This window comes from Salinisphaera sp. T5B8, assembly GCF_040361255.1.
In the GTDB taxonomy this organism is placed as follows: domain Bacteria; phylum Pseudomonadota; class Gammaproteobacteria; order Nevskiales; family Salinisphaeraceae; genus Salinisphaera.
The window spans coordinates 66,754-84,148 of sequence record NZ_APNG01000010.1; the positions used below are offsets into that span (position 1 = coordinate 66,754).

Below are 17,395 nucleotides of genomic sequence, written 5' to 3' on the forward strand. Positions count from 1 at the left end.
GCTATGTGCGGCATCGTAGGCATTGTTTCCCATACCCCCGTCAATCAAGAGCTGTATGACGCGCTCACGGTGCTCCAGCACCGCGGGCAGGATGCTGCAGGCATCGTCACCACCAGCGGCGGACGACTGTTTCTGCGCAAGGACAACGGCCTGGTCCGCGATGTCTTTCGCACCGACCACATGCTGCGCCTGCAGGGCAACGCCGGGGTGGGGCATGTGCGCTATCCCACGGCCGGGGTGGATACCAGCGCCGAGGCGCAGCCGTTCTATGTGAACACGCCCTACGGCATCTGTCTGTCGCACAACGGCAACCTCACCAATGCGGACCAGCTCAAGGAAGAGCTGTACCGCTCGGACCGGCGGCATCTGAATACCGATTCCGATTCCGAGATCCTGCTCAACGTCTTCGCGCATGAACTCATGCGTAGCGAGCGTCTGCAGCTGGCGCCCTCGGATATCTTCGAGGCAGTCACCGCGCTGCATCGCCGTTGTAGTGGCGGTTATGCCGCGACCGCGCTGATCACCGGCTACGGGCTCATCGGCTTTCGCGATCCGCACGGTATTCGTCCGGTGGTCTACGGCAAGCGCGAAACCGAAGCCGGCACCGATTACATGATCGCCTCCGAATCGGTGGCGCTCGATGCGCTGGGCTACGAGCTGATCGACGATATCAACCCGGGCGAATGCGTGGTCATCACGCTCGACGGCGAGATTCACGTACAGCAGTGTGCGGACAACCCCAGCTATGCGCCGTGCATTTTCGAATATGTCTATCTTTCGCGCCCGGACTCGGTAATCGACGATGTCTATGTCTACAAGGCGCGCCTGCGCATGGGCACCTATCTGGCCGAAAAGATTCAGCGCGAATGGCCCGACCACGATATCGACGTGGTCATTCCCATTCCCTCCACGAGCCGCACCGCCGCGGTGGAACTGGCCAGCCAGCTCGACGTGAAATACCGCGAGGGCTTCATCAAGAACCGTTATATCGGGCGTACGTTCATCATGCCCGGCCAGCAGCAACGGGCGAAATCGGTACGCCAGAAGCTCAACCCCATTGATCTGGAATTCGCCGACAAGAACGTGCTGCTCGTGGACGATTCGATCGTGCGCGGGACCACGTCGCGCCAGATCATCGAAATGGCCCGCGAGGCCGGCGCGCGCAAGGTCTATTTCGCCTCGGCCGCGCCGCCGGTACGCTATCCCAACGTCTACGGCATCGATATGCCCAGCGCCACCGAGCTGGTCGCCCATGGCCATAGCGAAGAAGAGATCGCCAAGATCATTGGCGCCGATAAGCTCATCTATCAGGATATGGACGATCTGGTGCGCTCGGTGAATGCCGGCAATCCCGATCTGGCCCGCTTCGACGATTCCGTATTCACCGGCGAATACGTGACCGCCGATATCAGTGCCAAATATCTCGAACAGCTGGAGCTGTTTCGTGCCGACGCCGCCCGTGAGGACCGGCGTACCAAGGACAACGCCGTACTCGAACTGCATAACGACGGGTGACGCCGACGCTGGGCAGCACGACGGTTGATCGTGCTGCCCGGTGCTTGCATAATGCAATCGCGCCGATTTGTAACAGCTTGCGGGCGCCCTAAGGCCTGCCAACATTTACGCGTATCGCCGCGTTGCTGCGCAAAATTCGGTCAAGCAAGGCAAGAGGAGCGAAATTGGGTTTGACCCAATGAGCGACGAGCAACGCCGCTTGGCGGGATTTTGAGCGCAACCCTGCGGGCCGTCGGCGATTTTCAGCATTCCGGCGTTGCAGTTCGCTCATGTAGCCACGCTACACGACGCGCACTGCGCCTTGGTCTGCAGAAAATCGCCGGCGGCGCGGCGGATTCGCGTAACTGTTGGCAGGCCTGAAATTCCGCTAAACGGTCGAGGGACGGCAAGCCTGCATCGCAATCGCGAGTGCAGGTTTTTTTATGCCCGAGACCCATTGCCTGGAGATTCTTATGACCGACGAATTCGACGACAGCTGGGGCACGGCCACGCGCGGCGTGCGCGCCGGCACCCATCGCAGCCCCGAAGGCGAACACAGCAACGCGATCTACATGACGTCGAGTTTCGTGTTCGAAACCGCCGAGGAATGTGCGGCGCGTTTTGCCGGCGAGGCGCCGGGCAATATCTACTCGCGTTTCACCAATCCGACCGTGGATGCCTTCTCGAAGCGCCTGGCCGCGATGGAGGGCGGCGAGTGCTGCGTGGCCACCGCCTCCGGCATGTCGGCGATTCTGGCCACCTGTCTGGCCACACTCGAAGCCGGCGATCATATCGTGGCCGCACATACGTTGTTCGGTTCCACCATCGGCTTGTTCAACAACTATCTGTCCCGCTTCGGCATTACCACCAGCTTCGTCGCGCCCGAGGATGTGGCGGCCTGGAAAGCCGCGATCACGCCGGCCACGCGCATGCTGTTCGTGGAAACGCCGTCCAACCCCTTGACCGAAATCGTGGATATGGCGGCGCTGGCCGAGATCGCCAACGACAACGACGCGCTGCTGGTGGTCGATAACTGTTTCTGTACGCCGGCTTTGCAACGGCCGCTGGATTTCGGCGCCCATGTGGTGACCCACTCGGCCACGAAGTTCCTCGATGGCCAGGGCCGCGCGCTCGGCGGCGCGGTCGTGGGGGATGCCGATATCGTGGGCGACAAGGTCTTTCGCTTTCTGCGCACGGCGGGGCCGACGATGAGCCCGTTCAATGCCTGGCTGTTCTACAAGGCGCTGGAAACACTGGAAGTGCGGATGCAGGCGCATTGCCGTTCCGCCCAGCGGGTGGCGGAATGGCTGGATGCGCAGCCGGGCGTCGAGCATGTCTATTATCCGGGCCTGAAATCGCATGCCCAGCATGAACTGGCCGCGCGCCAGCAGCCAGGCGGCTTCGGCAGCGTGCTGTCGCTGCGCCTGGCGGGCGGCCGCGAGGCCGCATTCGCGCTGATCAACGCCACGAAAATGCTCTCGATTACCGCCAATCTGGGCGATACCCGAACCACCATCGTGCATCCGGCCAGTACCACCCATGCCCGTATTTCCGCCGAGGATCGTGCCCGCGCGGGGATTACCGAAGGCGTGATCCGGATTTCCGTCGGCCTGGAAAACGTCGAAGACATCATCGCCGATCTCGCACGCGGCCTGGGCTGATCGTGCACATCGACGACGTCTACGACGCGTTGATGACGCGCGATCCGGCGGCCAAGTGCGTGGCGGCTCGTGCATTGCACGCCGCCGATAGTTCGGCGCTGGCCAAGGCGGGCGGCACGCCGGAGCCGGTGGTCGTACCCGGGCGGCCGGACGTGCCCGCACTGGTCCATCCGGCCAAGCTTGCCAAGCGCGGGCTGGGCAAGCCGGCCGGGCGCGCGGCACTTATTCATGCCATCGCCCATATCGAGTTCAATGCGATCAATCTCGGCCTGGATGCGGCCTATCGTTTTCGCGGCATGCCGGCAGCGTTCTATGCCGACTGGCTGAGTCTGGCGGCCGACGAATCACGCCATTTCGAAATGCTCAATAACCGCCTGGCCGATTACGGCTACACCTACGGCGATTTCGATGCGCATAACGGATTATGGGAAATGGCGGTCAAGACCGCCCATGACGTGATGATCCGCATGGCACTGGTGCCACGCGTGCTGGAAGCCCGCGGGCTGGATGTCACCCCGGGCATGATCGAAAAGCTCCGTCAGGCCGGCGATGCCGAGACCGTGGCCATTCTGGAAGTGATTCTCGAAGAAGAAGTGCCGCATGTGGAAATCGGCACCCGCTGGTTTCGCTATTGTGCCGAGCCGCGCGGGCTCGACCCAGACAGCACCTTCACCCAGCTACTGGACGACTACATGAACGGCGGCCCGCCGGGGCCGTACAACTTTCCGGCCCGGCGCAAGGCGAAATTTTCGGAAAACGAGCTCGACTGGCTCGCCCGCCGCCACAGCTGATATCCAGCTCAGCGGTTGATGCGATAGGCGATACGGCGCAGCAGCACGCGCGGCGTGACCTTTCCGCCCCAGACCATGAGCTTGTTGCGCATGCCGGGAATGACGATCGTGTCGTTTTGATGCTTGACACCAAACGCGGCGACGTCGCGGCTGGTCATGGTGCCCATCTTGAACAGCTTGGCCTTGCTGGCTTCCGCGCGCTCGGCAAATTCGGATTCCGTCGGCCCCGGACACAGGGCACTGACCGACACGCGGCCACGTAATTCCTCGGCCAGACTTTCCGAAAACGACAGCACGAACGCCTTGCTGGCGTAATAGACCGCCATGTTCGGCCCGGCCTGAAAAGCGGCGACCGAGGCAACATTGATGATGAACGGCTGCTGGGCGCGTTCGAGCACCGGCAGCAGGCGGTGGGTGAGGTCCACAAGGGCGGTCACATTCACCTGAATCATCGCCAGCTGTTTTTCGCGCGGTCGCTTGGCGAAGGCGCCGCTGTCGCCAAAGCCGGCATTGTTGACCAGTCCACGCAAAGCCCAGTCGCGCTCGACGATGGTATCGGCCAGTTCGGCCACGCCGTTCGGATCGCCCAGATCGGCACTGATTACCTCGACGGTGCGCCCGTGTTGTTCGCGCAGCTCGCCGGCCAGTTTTTCCAGTCGCTCCGTGCGCCGGGCGGTAAGAATCAGGTCGTGGCCGTTCTCGGCATATTCACGCGCGATGCTTTCGCCGATGCCGGAACTGGCGCCGGTGATCAGGGTGTAGTTACTCATGCGGAAGACTAATTGTGAAATGCGATAATTTCAGATTATCACGGCTGATCAAATCTGCGCAGCGTTGTCGCTACCACGAGGCCACATCCAGGTATTCGAGGGTTCGCTGATCGGCGACGAGGACCTGGGCACGGTCCGGGCGCCAGTCGGGGAGCACGATACGCTCACAGGCGTCACCCGCGATCTCGAAGTGGTGGGTGTCCGGCCGGTGGGTATGGCCGTGGATGAGGCGCGTCACATCGTGCGTTTGCATGGCCCGGCATACCGCCTCGGCATTGACGTCCATGATTTCGGCAGGCTTGCGTGTCTTGCCGCGCATGCTGCGCTTGCGTGCGCGTCGGGCGATACGCCGGCGCAGCCACAGCGGGATTTTCATCATCCGTGCGCGCCAGCGCGGGTCGGTATAGCGGGCACGAAACGCCTGGTGGGCGGTATCGTCGGTACAGAAGATATCGCCATGCGAGAGCAGGGTGGGGATGCCGCACAGCTCGACCACGACCGGGTCGTCGAGAATCTGCATATGACTGGCGGCAACGAACGCCTCGCCCACGGCGAAATCGCGGTTGCCGCGCATGAAATACAACGGCACTCCCGTTCGTGCAAGCGCGGCGAAGCGATCGATCACGCCGGCATGCACCGGCAGTGAGCCATCGTCGCCGACCCATACATCGAACAGGTCGCCCAATACGTAGACGGCCTCGGCCGCGCGGGCCGGGCCGTCCAGATAGCGCATCAGGCGCTCGGCGTTGGGGTCGTCGTCGCCGGTCAGATGGACATCGGCGAGCAGATGAACCGCCACCCCGAGGCTAGTCTTCGACGACCTCGGCCGTCTCGATCACGACCTGATCCTGCGGCGCATCCTGGCGGAACGGGCCGGCCGAGCCGGTGGGCGTGGCTGCGATCTTGTCGACTACATCCATGCCGTCGGTGACCTTGCCGAATACCGCATAACCGGCATTGCCGCGGCTCGGGTTGAGCGGGGCGTTGTCGGTGAGGTTGACGAAGAACTGCGAGGTGGCCGAGTTCGGGTCGCTCGTGCGGGCCATGGACAGGGTGCCGCGGTCGTTCTTCAGGCCGTTATCGGCTTCGTTGACGATCGGGTCGCGGGTCTTTTTCTGGCGATAGTCTTCGGTGAAGCCACCGCCCTGAATCACGAAGCCCGGAATCACGCGATGAAAGATCGTGCCGTCGTAGAAGCCGTCGCGTACGTACTGCAGGAAGTTGGCCGCCGATTTCGGGGCCTGGTCTTCGAAAACCTGGATGGTGATATCGCCGAGATTGGTATGCATGACAACCATGGAATCATCCTTGCTGGCGTCGCCGGCGGCGAACGCGAGGGGCGCGCATAGCGCGAGGGAAACAAATACGGTAACGAGCAAAGTGCGTACTGACTTCATCAGGCAACGGCCTCGGTTGGTTCGACGCGTGCGAGTGCCGCGTCGAGTACGTTCAGGTCGGCATCCTTTTTATGACCCTGCTCGGAAAGCACGCGTCGCCAGGCCCGACCGCCCGGCTGGCCATGATACAGACCGAGCATGTGGCGGGTAATATCCTTGAGCGCGCCGCCCGCGGCCAGATGATCGGCGATATAGCCGCGCATGCCGGCCACGATCTCGCCGCGGCTCGGCACGCTGGCATCGGCATCAAAGAAACGCCGGTCGACATCGGCCATGACATAGGGATTCTTGTAGGCCTCGCGGCCGATCATCACGCCGTCGACGTGTTCGAGCTGATCCGCGGCCGTATCCAGATCGACGATGCCGCCGTTGATGCTCATCGCTAGATTCGGGAAATCCTGCTTGAGCGCATGAACCCGTGCGTAGTTCAACGGGGGAACCTCGCGGTTTTCCTTGGGGCTCAGACCCGACAGCCAGGCCTTGCGCGCATGCACGATCAGCGCGTCGGCACCGGCCGCGGCCACCGCGCCGGTAAAGGCATGCAGGAATGCATAGCTGTCCTGGTCATCGATGCCGATACGGGTCTTGACCGTCACCGGGATCGAAACCCGCGCTTTCATGGCGGCCACGCAATTGGCCACGCGTTGCGGATCGCCCATCAGACAGGCGCCGAAGGTGCCGTTCTGGACCCGATCCGACGGACAGCCCACATTGATATTGACCTCGTCGTAGCCATGCGCTTCGGCCATCGCCGCACATTCGGCCATCGCCGTGGCCTCGCTGCCGCCCAGCTGCAAGGCGATCGGATGCTCGTCGGCGTGATAGGCCAGAAACCGATCGCGATCACCGTGGATCAGGGCGCCGGTGGTTACCATTTCCGTATAGAGCAGGGCACGCCGGCTGATCTGGCGCATGAAATAGCGCTGCTCCCGCGTGGTCCACGCCATCATCGGCGCGACGCTGATACGCGCGCCGGGGGTGCGCTTGTCTGGCGGCGAGGGTGTATCGCCGTGTGTGCTGATTTGCGTGTGTACTCGCGTCATCGGCACATATTTTACGCGCTTTGCCCCGAGGGTTGGCGTTCGTTGGTCACGGTCCGAGCAATATGCGTGACCTCGTTCACGCTCGAGCGGTATTCAGGGCGCCGGATTACTCAATAGGCGCGCACGCGCTTGATGCGTTCGCAGGATTCGCATTGCCAGCGTTGCGGGCGGTTGAATAACCGCTGTACGTGGTTGCGACGAATACGAAAACAGCTGTAGGTGCCGCAATGCGGGCAATGGTTCACGCTTTTCATCAACGAAAATCCGGCTGATTTACGGGTGTGTTCGAAATTAATGAAGCGAACCGGCGTACGCATGATCAATATTGTGTAAGCACCAGCGACCTCGAGGAATCTATGGCGCGGTGCGCGTCATTCACCTTGCGTGTTGCCTTGGGCGTCGGCGTGGCGCTGCAAACCGCGACCGAACTCGCGCACGGGCGTGATCGCCGTCACAATGCGCGCCATTGAGGCTTTCTCATCGCTGGATTGGCAGGAGCGTTCATGTACGCCTTCGCTCGCAGTGCGTTGTTCGCGCTCGAACCGGAAACCGCCCACGACGTGACCCTGCGTACGCTGGCGCATAGCGCCGCGATCGCGCGTCGGGTGTATGGACGCAAGGTCGCGCATGTGCCGGTCGATCTCATGGGCCTGCAATTACCCAACCCGATCGGCCTGGCCGCGGGCCTGGACAAGGACGGTCGTTGTATCGACGGTCTGGCCGCGCTCGGATTCGGTTTCGTCGAAGTGGGCACGGTCACGCCCGAGCCGCAGGCCGGCAACGCCCGGCCGCGCCTGTTTCGTCTGCCGGCACAGCGGGCGCTGCTCAATCGCATGGGCTTCAACAATGACGGCGTGCACGCACTGGTCGAACGCGCGAAGCGGCGGCGCGGCACGACCGCGCTGGGAATCAATATCGGCAAGAATGCGACGACGCCGGCCGAACGCGCGGTTGACGATTATCTGAAAGCGCTCGACGGCGTGTACGCGATTGCCGACTACATCACGATCAATATCTCGTCGCCGAATACCAAAGGGCTGCGGGACATGCAGTCCCGCGACAGCCTGGACGGGCTACTGGCCGCGGTACGCGAGGCGCGCGATCGCCGCGCCGACGCCGACGGCCGCTATGTGCCGCTGGCGGTCAAGATCGCTCCGGATCTCGACGCCGCGCAGCTCGATGCCATCGCCGAGCGGTTGCTCTATCACCGCATCGATGGGGTGATCGCGACCAATACCACCATCGCCCGTGACGGCGTGGATCTGCGCTGGACGAACGAGGCCGGCGGTTTGAGCGGCGTGCCGCTACGTGCGCGTTCGACCGCCATGATCGCTGCCTTGCATGAACGGCTGGGCTCGGCGATACCGATTATCGGTGTGGGTGGCATCCAGAGCGCACGCGATGCGCGCGACAAACTCGAAGCCGGCGCCACCGCGCTGCAGTGCTATACCGGACTCATTTATCAGGGGCCGCGTCTGATTGCCGACTGCGCCCGTGCGGCCGCGCTGGTCCAGGCCGGCCAGCGCGCACGCACACTCAAGAATGTGGTGACACGCGACCGAGCGCGCGTTTCAGCTGGGCGTTGAAGACTTCGCCGATGAAGTCGATGGATTCGGCCAGACGATGGCCGTCGGCCACGACATGCAACGCCGCACGGCGCGCCCGGGCGAAGTTGTAGCCGGATGCCAGCGGCACGATATCGTCGTCCCAGCCGTGCACGACGATGGTATCGGCCGGGCAGTGCGCCGGGTCGCCCGGATAGCCGTCGAGATAGAGCGCCGGCGCCATGAGCAATAGCGCGTCGGGGGCGAGTGCTTCGCAGGCCATCGCCGAGACATAGCCGCCCATGCTGGAGCCGACCAGTACCAGTGGCTGGCCGCTCGGTGCGTGTTCGATCAGACGGCGCACGCGTGCGAGCGGGTCCATGAGGTCGCTATAGTCGAGGCTTTCCACGGCGAAGCCGCGTGCCTGGGCGATGGTGGCCAGATGCTGGATCTTGCTGCCCCAGGGGCCGCTTTCCTTGCCGTGGGCGAAGACGACGCGGGGTTCGGTCATGACAACTCTTGCGTGGACGTTGATTGGGGCGCGCGCGTACTATGCCACGGTGCACGGTCTCATCGTGCGCTGACTGACTTTTCGATGCCGGGGACCGACACTGAAACTCCTGTCTTTCATCAACTGGGTGGCACTGGGTATCGGCGCGCTGATGACGCTGCTCTATGCCGTGGTCTGTCTGATGATGTGGCCGTACCCACAGCTGGTGGCCGATGCCGGTGGCGGTTTCGATCAGGTCGTGCAGATCACGCTGGTCACGGCCGGCTTCACCGCCGCGGCGGGCCTTTCCACCTGGTTGGTACAAAAACGCCATCCCGCGCTGTGGCTGGGCCAGGGCGTGCTGCTCGCGGCGCTCATCGGCGTGATCGTTTTCGCGCTGGCCCAGCGTTGAGATGACCCAGGCGTGGCGTATGCGCGCACAACCGCGCTGGCAGGCGGCCGCGCTGATTCCGCTCGCTGTCGGGCTGGGTTGGCTGGCTTTCGGCTGGGCCCATGGGCTGGTTGTCGCGATACTGGCCACCTGCGCCGGTGTGCCACTGCTTGGCTGTGCCACCGCTATCGCTTTATGGCCGGGCGATCGTCAGATCACCCAGTATCTGGCGGTGAGCGCGATTGCGAGCGGCTTGCTCGCCGTACTGCTATGGCCCTGGCTTGGGCTGTTCGTTGGTGGCGGGCTGATCGTGGGCGCGATCGCCTGTTTTCTGGCGGCCGGTTGGGTTGCCACCCGTGAGGCGGCACGGCCGCTGGCGGTTCCCGAACCGCCCCTGTCGCTGGCGGTATGTCGCAAGGTCGCGACCGATGATGCGCTGCTGGGCGTGTTTGTCGCCGGCGCGCGTATTCCGCGCGGCGAGGTGGTCAAACGCGATTGCAACGAGCTGCGGGCGCTCAGCACGCTCGCGGAGCAGGGCTATTGGCACAACGGCGGCAAAGACTGGCACCGAGCGCCGGGCGCGCCGCGCGATTTTCGCCTGGTACCGGCCAGCGCGCAGGGCTTTCGTTTCCAGTGGCTGAATTTCGATAGCGATTTCGAGGCCGATCCAGCCTTGCCCGGCGCGGCGCGCTGGCAGGCGCACCGGCCCAACCAGCGCATGGCTGCACGTATCTTTCGCCACGAAGGCGCGCCGCGGCCGTGGCTGATTTGTATCCATGGCTATCGCATGGGCGTCGACGCGCTCGATCTATCGTTGTTTCGGGCCAAACGGCTGCATTTGAAGTTCGGCATGAACGTGGCGATGCCGATTCTGCCGTTGCACGGTGCGCGCCGGATCGCGCGGGTGACGGGCGGGCATTTTCTGGACGGGCCGATGGCCGATCTGGTGCATGCCCAGGCCCAGGGGCTCTGGGATCTGCGCCGGCTCAAGGCCTGGATCGAAACCCAGCAGCCGGGCCAGTCGATCGGCGCGCTGGGTTATAGCCTGGGCGGTTACCATGCCGCTTTGCTGGCCGCTTTCGAAGCCGATCTGGCCTGTGTGATCGCAGGTATTCCGCTCACCGATATTCCGGCCGCGCTGTGGGCGCATATGCCGACCCTGCATCTGCGCTACCTCGAAGCCCAGGGGCTGTCCCAGCCTCGCCTGAGCGAGTTGATGGCCCCGGTGTCGCCGTTGCATCTGGCCCCCGTTGTGCCCCGAGAACGGCGCTATATCTTTGCCGCGACCGCCGATCGTCTGGTCGATCCGGATCAGCCACTGCGATTGTGGCATCACTGGGACGAGCCGGCGATGCACTGGTATCACGGCTCGCACCTGTCGGTTCGGCGCGAGGCCGAACTGCTGCCGTTTGTCGAAGATGCGCTGGCGCAACACGAGCTGATCGTGAACCCGGGCAAGCGCTGATCGATTCATGCGCCGATCGTGTGTGAGGCAAACCCAGCGCTGGCTCTGAGCGAGGTCGGCGCGCGCCTGCTTGCCATACGCAACCGGGGATTGCAGTGCCGGATGATGTCTGCACACGACGCCAGCGTGCGTGCGGAGTAAGCGATCTTTCGCTGTCTTGAGCCACTGCGCGCGACAAGACACGGTTGTGACAGGCGCGCTCGCGCGCGAGAATGCCGCGCACTGCTTGTTTTGTCGGTCATGGAAGGGGAATACAGGTGAACAACGTCGTTATCTCGGCCTCCGGGCTCTACACGCCGCCGGAGTCGGTTTCCAACGAGGAACTGGTCACCGCCTTCAACGCCTACGTCGAGAACTACAACCGCGATAACGCGCGCGCGATCGAAAACGGTGAACTGGAGGCGCTGTCGCCGTCGAATGCGGATTTCATCTACAAGGCGTCCGGCATCAAGAGTCGCTACGTGGTGGAAAAGAGCGGCATCATCGACCCCGAGGTCATGCATCCGTGGATTCGCACCCGCGGTAACGACGAGCCCTCGCTACAATGCGAGATGGCCTTGGCCGCGATCGAACCCTGCCTCGAAAAGGCCGGCAAGCGCGCCGAGGATATCGACGCGGTGATCGTGGCCTGTTCCAATCTGCCGCGGCCGTACCCGGCGCTGGCGGTCGAGGTGCAGAAATATCTCGGCGGCGGGCGCTTTGGTTTCGATATCAACGTGGCCTGCGCGTCGGCGGCGTTCGGTATCCAGACCGCGGCCGACATGATCAAGTCCGGCAGTGCGCGCACGGTGCTGATGGTCAACCCGGAAATCTGTTCCGCGCATCTGAATTTTCGCGATCGCGACAGTCACTTCATCTTCGGCGATGTGTGCACCGCCGCGCTCATCGAGCACGGCGACGATGTGGCCGACGGGCAGGGCTTCGACGTGCTCGGCACCAAGCTCAAGACCGAGTTCTCCAACAACATCCGTAACAACTTCGGCTTTCTCAATCGCACCGAGGAAACGGCGCGTTCGGATGCAGACCGGTTGTTCGTGCAGAACGGCCGGCGCGTGTTCAAGGACGTGGCGCCGATGGTCGCGCAGATGATCGGCGAGCATGTTGACGAGCTGGAACTCGAGGCCGCCGATATCAAGCGGCTGTGGCTGCATCAGGCCAATATCAACATGAACACGCTCATCTGCAAACGCGTGCTCGGCCGGGATGCGACGGAAGCGGAAATGCCGTCAGTGCTGGCCGAATACGGCAACACCAGTTCGGCCTCGCCGGTGATCGTGTTCCACAAGTTCTCGGACGATATGGTCGCCGGTGACGTGGGCGTGTTGTGCGGCTTCGGTGCGGGTTATTCCGCGGGTAGCGTGGTGACACGCAAGCGTTGAGACATCGCACGCCGCGCGCGTGAGCGTTGAAAACAGCGGACCACGGCCGCTGTCTTTTACCGGACCAACAATTCGATTGGACAGGCTGTTATGACGGGCCAGACACAGCGCAAGTATCGCGCCGACTACCAGCCGCCGGGCTATCTCATCGACCATGTCGATATCGCGTTCGGCCTGGAGGCGGACCATACCCACGTACGGGCGACCCACCAGCTGCGGCGCAACCCGCAGGCGAGTGCGACCGGGCCGCTGGTGCTCGATGGCCGGGATATGGCACTCGAACAGCTCGCGATCGACGGTCGCGAGCTGCACGCCTCGCAATACCGTGTAGACGATACGACGCTCACGATCTTCGATCCGCCCGATCAGTTCGAACTGCTGATCGAGAACACGATCCACCCCGAAAACAATCTTTCGCTGGAAGGGCTGTACCGCTCCGGCGATATTCTGTGTACCCAGTGCGAGGCCAACGGCTTTTCGCGGATCACCTATTTCCCGGACCGCCCCGACGTGATGGCGCGCTATACCACGCGTATCGTGGCCTGGCCCGAGGCGTTTCCGGTGTTGCTGGCCAACGGCAATTGCGTGGAATCCGGGCCGATGCCCTGCGGCCACCACTATGCGGTGTTCGAGGACCCGTTCCCGAAACCCTGTTATCTGTTCGCCATGGTCGCCGGCGATCTGGGCATGATCCGCGATACCTATACCACTGCCTCCGGGCGTACGGTCGATCTTCGGCTCTACACCGAGCATGGCAACGAGGATCAGTGCCACCACGCCATGGCCTCGCTCAAGCAGGCCATGGCCTGGGACGAAGACACCTACGGCCTGGAATACGATCTCGACAGCTATGTCACCGTCGCCGTGGGCAGCTTCAACATGGGCGCGATGGAGAACAAGGGCCTGAACGTATTCAATACGGCCTGTATCTTCGCCCGGGCCGATACCGCCACGGATAGCGATTTTGCGCTGGTGCGCGACGTGGTCGCCCACGAGTACTTCCACAACTACACCGGCAACCGCGTGACCTGTCGCGATTGGTTCCAGCTGTCGTTGAAGGAAGGGCTGACCGTCTATCGCGAGCATCAGTTCGCGATCGATCAGGGTTCGCCCGGCGTGACCCGGATTCGCCAGGTGCGCGCCATGCGCGAAATCCAGTTCCCCGAGGACGCCGGCCCGCGTGCGCATCCGGTGCGCCCGGAATCTTATGTGGAAATGAACAATTTCTACACCATCACCGTCTATGAAAAAGGCGGCGAGGTGATCCGCATGATCGCCCAGATGGCCGGGCGCGAGGCCTTCATCGCGGCCGTGCGCCACTATCTGGACAAGCACGACGGCCAGGCCGTGACCATCGAGGATTTCGTCATTGCGATGGAAGAATCGACCGGCCTGGACCTGGCCCAGTTCCGGCACTGGTATGCTCAGGCCGGCACGCCGCGTGTGCGGGTGGCCACCGAATTCGCGGATGGACGCCTGCAGCTGACCCTGTCGCAGCACACCCCGGCCACGCCCGGCCAGGCCGACAAGCCCCTGTTCGACATCCCGGTGGAGATCGCACTGTTCGATGCCAACGGTGCGCCGGTGGGTGCGCCGCAGGTGTTGCGTCTGACCCAGGCCGAACAACACTGGACGTTCGATGACTTTGAGGCCGAACCCACGGTATCGGCGCTGCGTGGTTTCACCGCCCCCGTACGTCTGGAATACGAACAAAGCGATACCGCGCTGGCCCGGCTGATGGCCCACGATAGCGACCCCGTGTGTCGCTGGGACGCGGCCCAGGCGTTGTACCTGAAAACACTGATCGCCGATGTCGAGGCGCGACGCGCGGGCAGCGCGCCGGTCGCGGCGCCCGAGTTGTTGTTCGATGCAATCGCCACGTTGCTCGACAACCCGCCGGACGATCGCGAACTGCTCGCGGAAATGCTCACGCTGCCCAGCGAAGCCATGCTCGGCGAACAGTTCGATACGATCGATATCTTCGCCGTCGATGCCGCGCGGCGCGCGCTCAAACAGGTGATCGCGCGCCGTTTTGATGCCCGCTTCGCGGCACTCGCCGATGCCCATGCGCCCACGCAAGCCTACGTATTCGATGTGGCCGAGGCCGGGCGCCGACGCGTGTTCGCGCTCGCACTCGACTATCTGGCAGCGATCGAGGCCGACGGCATCGCCGCACGCGCGGCCAGCGTTTACGAATGCGCCGACAACATGACCGATCGCATGGCCGCGCTCGACGCGCTGCGCGATATGGATGTGCCCGAACGCGAACAAGTGCTCGCCGATTTCGCCGAGCGCTGGGCCGATTACCCGCTGGTCATGGACAAGTGGCTGCGCCTGCAGGCCAGCACGCGCCGCGACGACAGCGTCGAGCACGTGCGCGAACTGCTCGGCGATAGCCGTTTCGACTTCACCAACCCCAACCGTATCCGTGCGCTGCTGGGTGGGTTCGTGCGCGCCAATCGGGTGGGGTTTCATCGCGCCGATGGCGAAGGTTATCGCCTGGTCGCCGACGAAATCCTGCGTCTGGATCCGCTCAATCCGCAGTTGGCGGCGGCCCTGGCGTCCATGCTCACCGACTGGGCACGCCATGTGCCGGCCCAGGCCGACGGCATGCGCAGCGCGCTCGAGCGTATCGCGGCCGCGCAACTATCCGACAATACGCGCGAAATCGTGACCGTCGGGCTCGAGCGCCGCGATAGCACGGACTGAGGCCGCGGGTGCCCGCTGCCAAATAACTGTCATGTTGCTGTAATATCGAGTGCCTAGCGTTACGGCGTCATAGTCCCCATGAGACCCCACGTAATGCAGCACAAGCATGTTCTGATCGTCGAGGACGAAGCGCCGATTCGCGACATGATCCGATTCGCCCTCGAACGGGCGGATTTTGCCGTCAGTGAAGCCGAGGATGCCCAGAGTGCGCGTCTGGCGATGGCCGAGCGGCGCCCGGATCTGGTGTTGCTCGACTGGATGTTGCCCGGCGTGTCGGGGGCGGAATTCGCGCGCGAGCTGCGCCGCGACGAACTCACCGCCCAGTTACCGGTGATCATGGTCACCGCGCGTGTGGATGCGGACGACCGCGTACGCGGGCTCAATCTCGGCGCGGACGACTACATCACCAAACCGTTTTCGTCCTCCGAACTGGTTGCGCGCGTGCGCGCGGTGCTGCGTCGCAGTTTGCCGGGCGGCGAGGACGAAACCCTGGAGCTCGACGGGCTGGTGCTCGATGCGGCCAGCCAGCGGGTCGCCGCTGGCGATTCGCCGGTCAAGCTGGGACCCACGGAATACCGGCTGCTGCGTTTTTTCATGAGCAACCCGGAGCGCGTGTACTCGCGCGAGCAGATGCTCGATCGTGTCTGGGGACAGAATGTGTTCGTCGAAGAGCGCACTGTGGATGTCCATATCCGGCGTCTACGCAAGGCGTTGGCGCCGTATGGCTTCGACCATTTCATTCAGACGGTACGCGGCAGCGGCTATCGTTTTTCCAGCAAGGGTGTGTAGGGCCGCGCCCATGGCGTGGCCGGCGGACTCATGAGTATGCCCACGCTTGGTGTGGCGCGCGTATGGCGGCGCGAACTGTTGCTCATCGGGGCGTGGCTGGCTCTGTGCGTATTGCTCGGGCTGTTTACCGGCTATGTGCTCGTGGCCGTGTTACTGGGTGTGTGCGCCTATCTGGGCATGCACCTGGCCTATGCCTACCAGTTGCATCGATGGCTGGCCTCGGACCGCATCGAGCCATCCGACGGCATCGGTGTCTGGCAGGAAATCTATACCGAGCTGTATCGGCTCAAGCAGCGTAATCGCAAACGCAAGAAACGGCTCAAGAGCATCGTCCACGAATTCCAGGCCTCGACCGCGGCGCTGCCGGATGGTGCCGTGGTGCTGGATTCGCAGGGACGTATCGTCTGGTTCAATGAAGCCGCGGGCGCGCTCATGGCACTGCGCAGTCCGCAGGATCTGGGGCAGCGTCTGGCCAATCTGTTGCGCCATCCGCGGGTGTCCAGTCATCTGATCAAAGCCGAAGGGGTGGGCGAACTGGAAGTACCGTCGCCCGTCAACGAAGCGGACACATTACTGTTGCGCCTGATTCCCTACGGCAACAATCAACGCCTGCTGATTGCCCGCGATATCAGCGAACAGAAGCGTCTCGAGCATACCCGGCGCGACTTCGTGGCCAATGCCTCGCACGAACTGCGCACGCCGCTTACGGTGCTGCGCGGCTATCTGGAGATGATGGAAGAGGAAGCCGCCAGCGACGGCCCGCTCAAGGGCTGGCAGGCACCGATCCGGGAGATGGGCGAGCAGTCGCGGCGCATGAATCGCATCATCGAAAGCCTGCTCAAGCTCGCGCGCCTGGAAAGCGAAGGTTTGCAACAACGCCAGGAACGTATCGATATCCCCGCCATGCTGCAGTCGCTGGTCGACGATATCCGGCGTGCGAATGCCACAACGCACGAAATCGTCATGGATATCGAGCCGGGGCTGGGGCTCTACGGGCGACCGGGCGAACTGGAAAGCGTGTTTTCCAATCTGTTGTCCAACGCGGTGCGCTATACCACCGGCGACGAAGGCAAGATCACCGTGCGCTGGTGGCGCGAAGAGGACGCTGCCTGTTTTTCGGTCACCGACAATGGCCCCGGTATCGAACCCCAGCACCTGCCACGCCTGACCGAGCGTTTCTATCGGGTCGATGCCGGGCGACAGGCGAGCACGGGCGGCACCGGTCTGGGCCTGGCCATCGTCAAGCACTGTCTCGAGCATCACGAGGCCGAACTGAATATCGACAGCGAACCCGGCCACGGTTCGACTTTTACCTGTCGTTTCCCGGCCCAGCGCGCGCTCGACCGCCAGGCGGCCTGAGCCCGTCATCGAGCGCTTCGACCGGCGTCGAACCGGTCTGACCGATGCGACGTCCCGGTGGCCGTTTCTGCCTTTAATCGACGATCGCCAGGGCGGCCGGCACGGCCGGGCCG

16 protein-coding genes are annotated in these 17,395 nt (G+C 63.4%); 10 read left to right on the plus strand and 6 right to left on the minus strand.

Annotation, left to right across the window (positions count from 1 at the left end):
* The first annotated feature begins 3 nt into the window (after positions 1–3).
* The 3 genes from purF (at position 4) to T5B8_RS10485 (ending at position 3,946) form a co-directional block, all read left to right on the plus strand.
* Positions 4–1,515: an amidophosphoribosyltransferase gene (gene purF, locus T5B8_RS10475; RefSeq protein WP_353178539.1), complete on the plus strand. Its 1,512-nt coding sequence runs from the start codon at positions 4–6 to the stop codon at positions 1,513–1,515.
* A gap of 452 nt (positions 1,516–1,967) precedes the next feature.
* A complete protein-coding gene (locus T5B8_RS10480; RefSeq protein WP_353178673.1) occupies positions 1,968–3,155 on the plus strand; it encodes an O-succinylhomoserine sulfhydrylase in 1,188 nt (395 codons plus the stop codon).
* Between the two features lie 32 nt (positions 3,156–3,187).
* Positions 3,188–3,946, plus strand: a complete 759-nt coding sequence (locus T5B8_RS10485; protein WP_502950730.1) for a ferritin-like domain-containing protein — start codon at positions 3,188–3,190, stop codon at positions 3,944–3,946.
* Between the two features lie 8 nt (positions 3,947–3,954).
* On the opposite strand, the gene T5B8_RS10490 is transcribed toward T5B8_RS10485, so the two are convergent.
* The 5 genes from T5B8_RS10490 to T5B8_RS10510 all read right to left on the minus strand — a co-directional run bounded on the left by T5B8_RS10490 (position 3,955) and on the right by T5B8_RS10510 (position 7,473).
* On the minus strand, positions 3,955–4,716 hold the full coding sequence (locus T5B8_RS10490; RefSeq protein ID WP_353178540.1) for an SDR family NAD(P)-dependent oxidoreductase: 762 nt from the start codon (positions 4,714–4,716) through the stop codon (positions 3,955–3,957).
* A gap of 70 nt (positions 4,717–4,786) precedes the next feature.
* Entirely contained in the window at positions 4,787–5,515 is a 729-nt protein-coding gene (locus tag T5B8_RS10495; RefSeq protein WP_353178542.1) for a UDP-2,3-diacylglucosamine diphosphatase, read from the minus strand.
* A gap of 7 nt (positions 5,516–5,522) precedes the next feature.
* Complete coding sequence (locus T5B8_RS10500) at positions 5,523–6,113, minus strand: peptidylprolyl isomerase (RefSeq protein WP_502950791.1); 591 nt, start codon at positions 6,111–6,113, stop codon at positions 5,523–5,525.
* Entirely contained in the window at positions 6,113–7,156 is a 1,044-nt protein-coding gene (dusA, locus tag T5B8_RS10505; protein WP_353178545.1) for a tRNA dihydrouridine(20/20a) synthase DusA, read from the minus strand. The genes T5B8_RS10500 and dusA overlap by 1 nt, the downstream gene beginning before the upstream one ends.
* Positions 7,157–7,266: 110 nt before the next feature.
* The gene (locus T5B8_RS10510) at positions 7,267–7,473 is read right to left on the minus strand and encodes a hypothetical protein (protein ID WP_353178546.1); all 207 of its coding nucleotides are present in this window, start codon (positions 7,471–7,473) and stop codon (positions 7,267–7,269) included.
* Positions 7,474–7,659: 186 nt separating this feature from the next.
* On the opposite strand from T5B8_RS10510, the gene T5B8_RS10515 reads away from it, so the two are divergent.
* Positions 7,660–8,742 (plus strand): quinone-dependent dihydroorotate dehydrogenase, encoded by a 1,083-nt coding sequence (locus tag T5B8_RS10515; RefSeq protein ID WP_353178548.1) that lies wholly within the window; start codon positions 7,660–7,662, stop codon positions 8,740–8,742.
* Here T5B8_RS10515 and T5B8_RS10520 read toward each other — a convergent pair.
* Positions 8,693–9,211 carry a YqiA/YcfP family alpha/beta fold hydrolase gene (locus T5B8_RS10520; protein ID WP_353178550.1) on the minus strand — a complete coding sequence of 173 codons (519 nt, stop codon included), beginning with the start codon at positions 9,209–9,211 and terminating at the stop codon, positions 8,693–8,695. The two genes, T5B8_RS10515 and T5B8_RS10520, sit on opposite strands and share 50 nt — an antisense overlap.
* Before the next feature lie 151 nt (positions 9,212–9,362).
* Here T5B8_RS10520 and T5B8_RS10525 point away from each other — a divergent pair, with 151 nt between their 5' ends.
* From T5B8_RS10525 to phoR, 6 genes are all read left to right on the plus strand, one after another.
* A complete protein-coding gene (locus T5B8_RS10525; RefSeq protein ID WP_353178551.1) occupies positions 9,363–9,602 on the plus strand; it encodes a hypothetical protein in 240 nt (79 codons plus the stop codon).
* A gap of 19 nt (positions 9,603–9,621) precedes the next feature.
* Positions 9,622–11,046: an alpha/beta hydrolase family protein gene (locus T5B8_RS10530; RefSeq protein ID WP_353178553.1), complete on the plus strand. Its 1,425-nt coding sequence runs from the start codon at positions 9,622–9,624 to the stop codon at positions 11,044–11,046.
* Between the two features lie 257 nt (positions 11,047–11,303).
* A complete protein-coding gene (locus T5B8_RS10535; protein WP_353178555.1) occupies positions 11,304–12,425 on the plus strand; it encodes a beta-ketoacyl-ACP synthase III in 1,122 nt (373 codons plus the stop codon).
* Between the two features lie 90 nt (positions 12,426–12,515).
* Complete coding sequence (gene pepN, locus T5B8_RS10540) at positions 12,516–15,134, plus strand: aminopeptidase N (RefSeq protein ID WP_353178556.1); 2,619 nt, start codon at positions 12,516–12,518, stop codon at positions 15,132–15,134.
* A 93-nt stretch (positions 15,135–15,227) separates the two neighbouring features.
* A complete protein-coding gene (phoB, locus tag T5B8_RS10545) occupies positions 15,228–15,923 on the plus strand; it encodes a phosphate regulon transcriptional regulator PhoB (protein WP_353178677.1) in 696 nt (231 codons plus the stop codon).
* 30 nt (positions 15,924–15,953) lie between these two features.
* Positions 15,954–17,282, plus strand: a complete 1,329-nt coding sequence (gene phoR / locus T5B8_RS10550; protein ID WP_353178558.1) for a phosphate regulon sensor histidine kinase PhoR — start codon at positions 15,954–15,956, stop codon at positions 17,280–17,282.
* The last annotated feature ends 113 nt before the right edge of the window (positions 17,283–17,395 follow it).

Bases quoted from the DNA above. Each gene is read 5' to 3' on its own strand.
- purF (WP_353178539.1), top strand. From the start codon at position 4: ATGTGCGGCATCGTAGGCATTGTTTCCCATACCCCCGTCAATCAAGAG.
- T5B8_RS10480 (WP_353178673.1), top strand. From the start codon at position 1,968: ATGACCGACGAATTCGACGACAGCTGGGGCACGGCCACGCGCGGCGTG.
- T5B8_RS10485 (WP_502950730.1), top strand. From the start codon at position 3,188: ATGACGCGCGATCCGGCGGCCAAGTGCGTGGCGGCTCGTGCATTGCAC.
- T5B8_RS10490 (WP_353178540.1), bottom strand. From the start codon at position 4,716: ATGAGTAACTACACCCTGATCACCGGCGCCAGTTCCGGCATCGGCGAA.
- T5B8_RS10500 (WP_502950791.1), bottom strand. From the start codon at position 6,113: ATGAAGTCAGTACGCACTTTGCTCGTTACCGTATTTGTTTCCCTCGCG.
- dusA (WP_353178545.1), bottom strand. From the start codon at position 7,156: ATGACGCGAGTACACACGCAAATCAGCACACACGGCGATACACCCTCG.
- T5B8_RS10510 (WP_353178546.1), bottom strand. From the start codon at position 7,473: ATGCGTACGCCGGTTCGCTTCATTAATTTCGAACACACCCGTAAATCA.
- T5B8_RS10515 (WP_353178548.1), top strand. From the start codon at position 7,660: ATGTACGCCTTCGCTCGCAGTGCGTTGTTCGCGCTCGAACCGGAAACC.
- T5B8_RS10520 (WP_353178550.1), bottom strand. From the start codon at position 9,211: ATGACCGAACCCCGCGTCGTCTTCGCCCACGGCAAGGAAAGCGGCCCC.
- T5B8_RS10525 (WP_353178551.1), top strand. From the start codon at position 9,363: ATGACGCTGCTCTATGCCGTGGTCTGTCTGATGATGTGGCCGTACCCA.
- T5B8_RS10530 (WP_353178553.1), top strand. From the start codon at position 9,622: ATGCGCGCACAACCGCGCTGGCAGGCGGCCGCGCTGATTCCGCTCGCT.
- pepN (WP_353178556.1), top strand. From the start codon at position 12,516: ATGACGGGCCAGACACAGCGCAAGTATCGCGCCGACTACCAGCCGCCG.
- phoB (WP_353178677.1), top strand. From the start codon at position 15,228: ATGCAGCACAAGCATGTTCTGATCGTCGAGGACGAAGCGCCGATTCGC.
- phoR (WP_353178558.1), top strand. From the start codon at position 15,954: ATGAGTATGCCCACGCTTGGTGTGGCGCGCGTATGGCGGCGCGAACTG.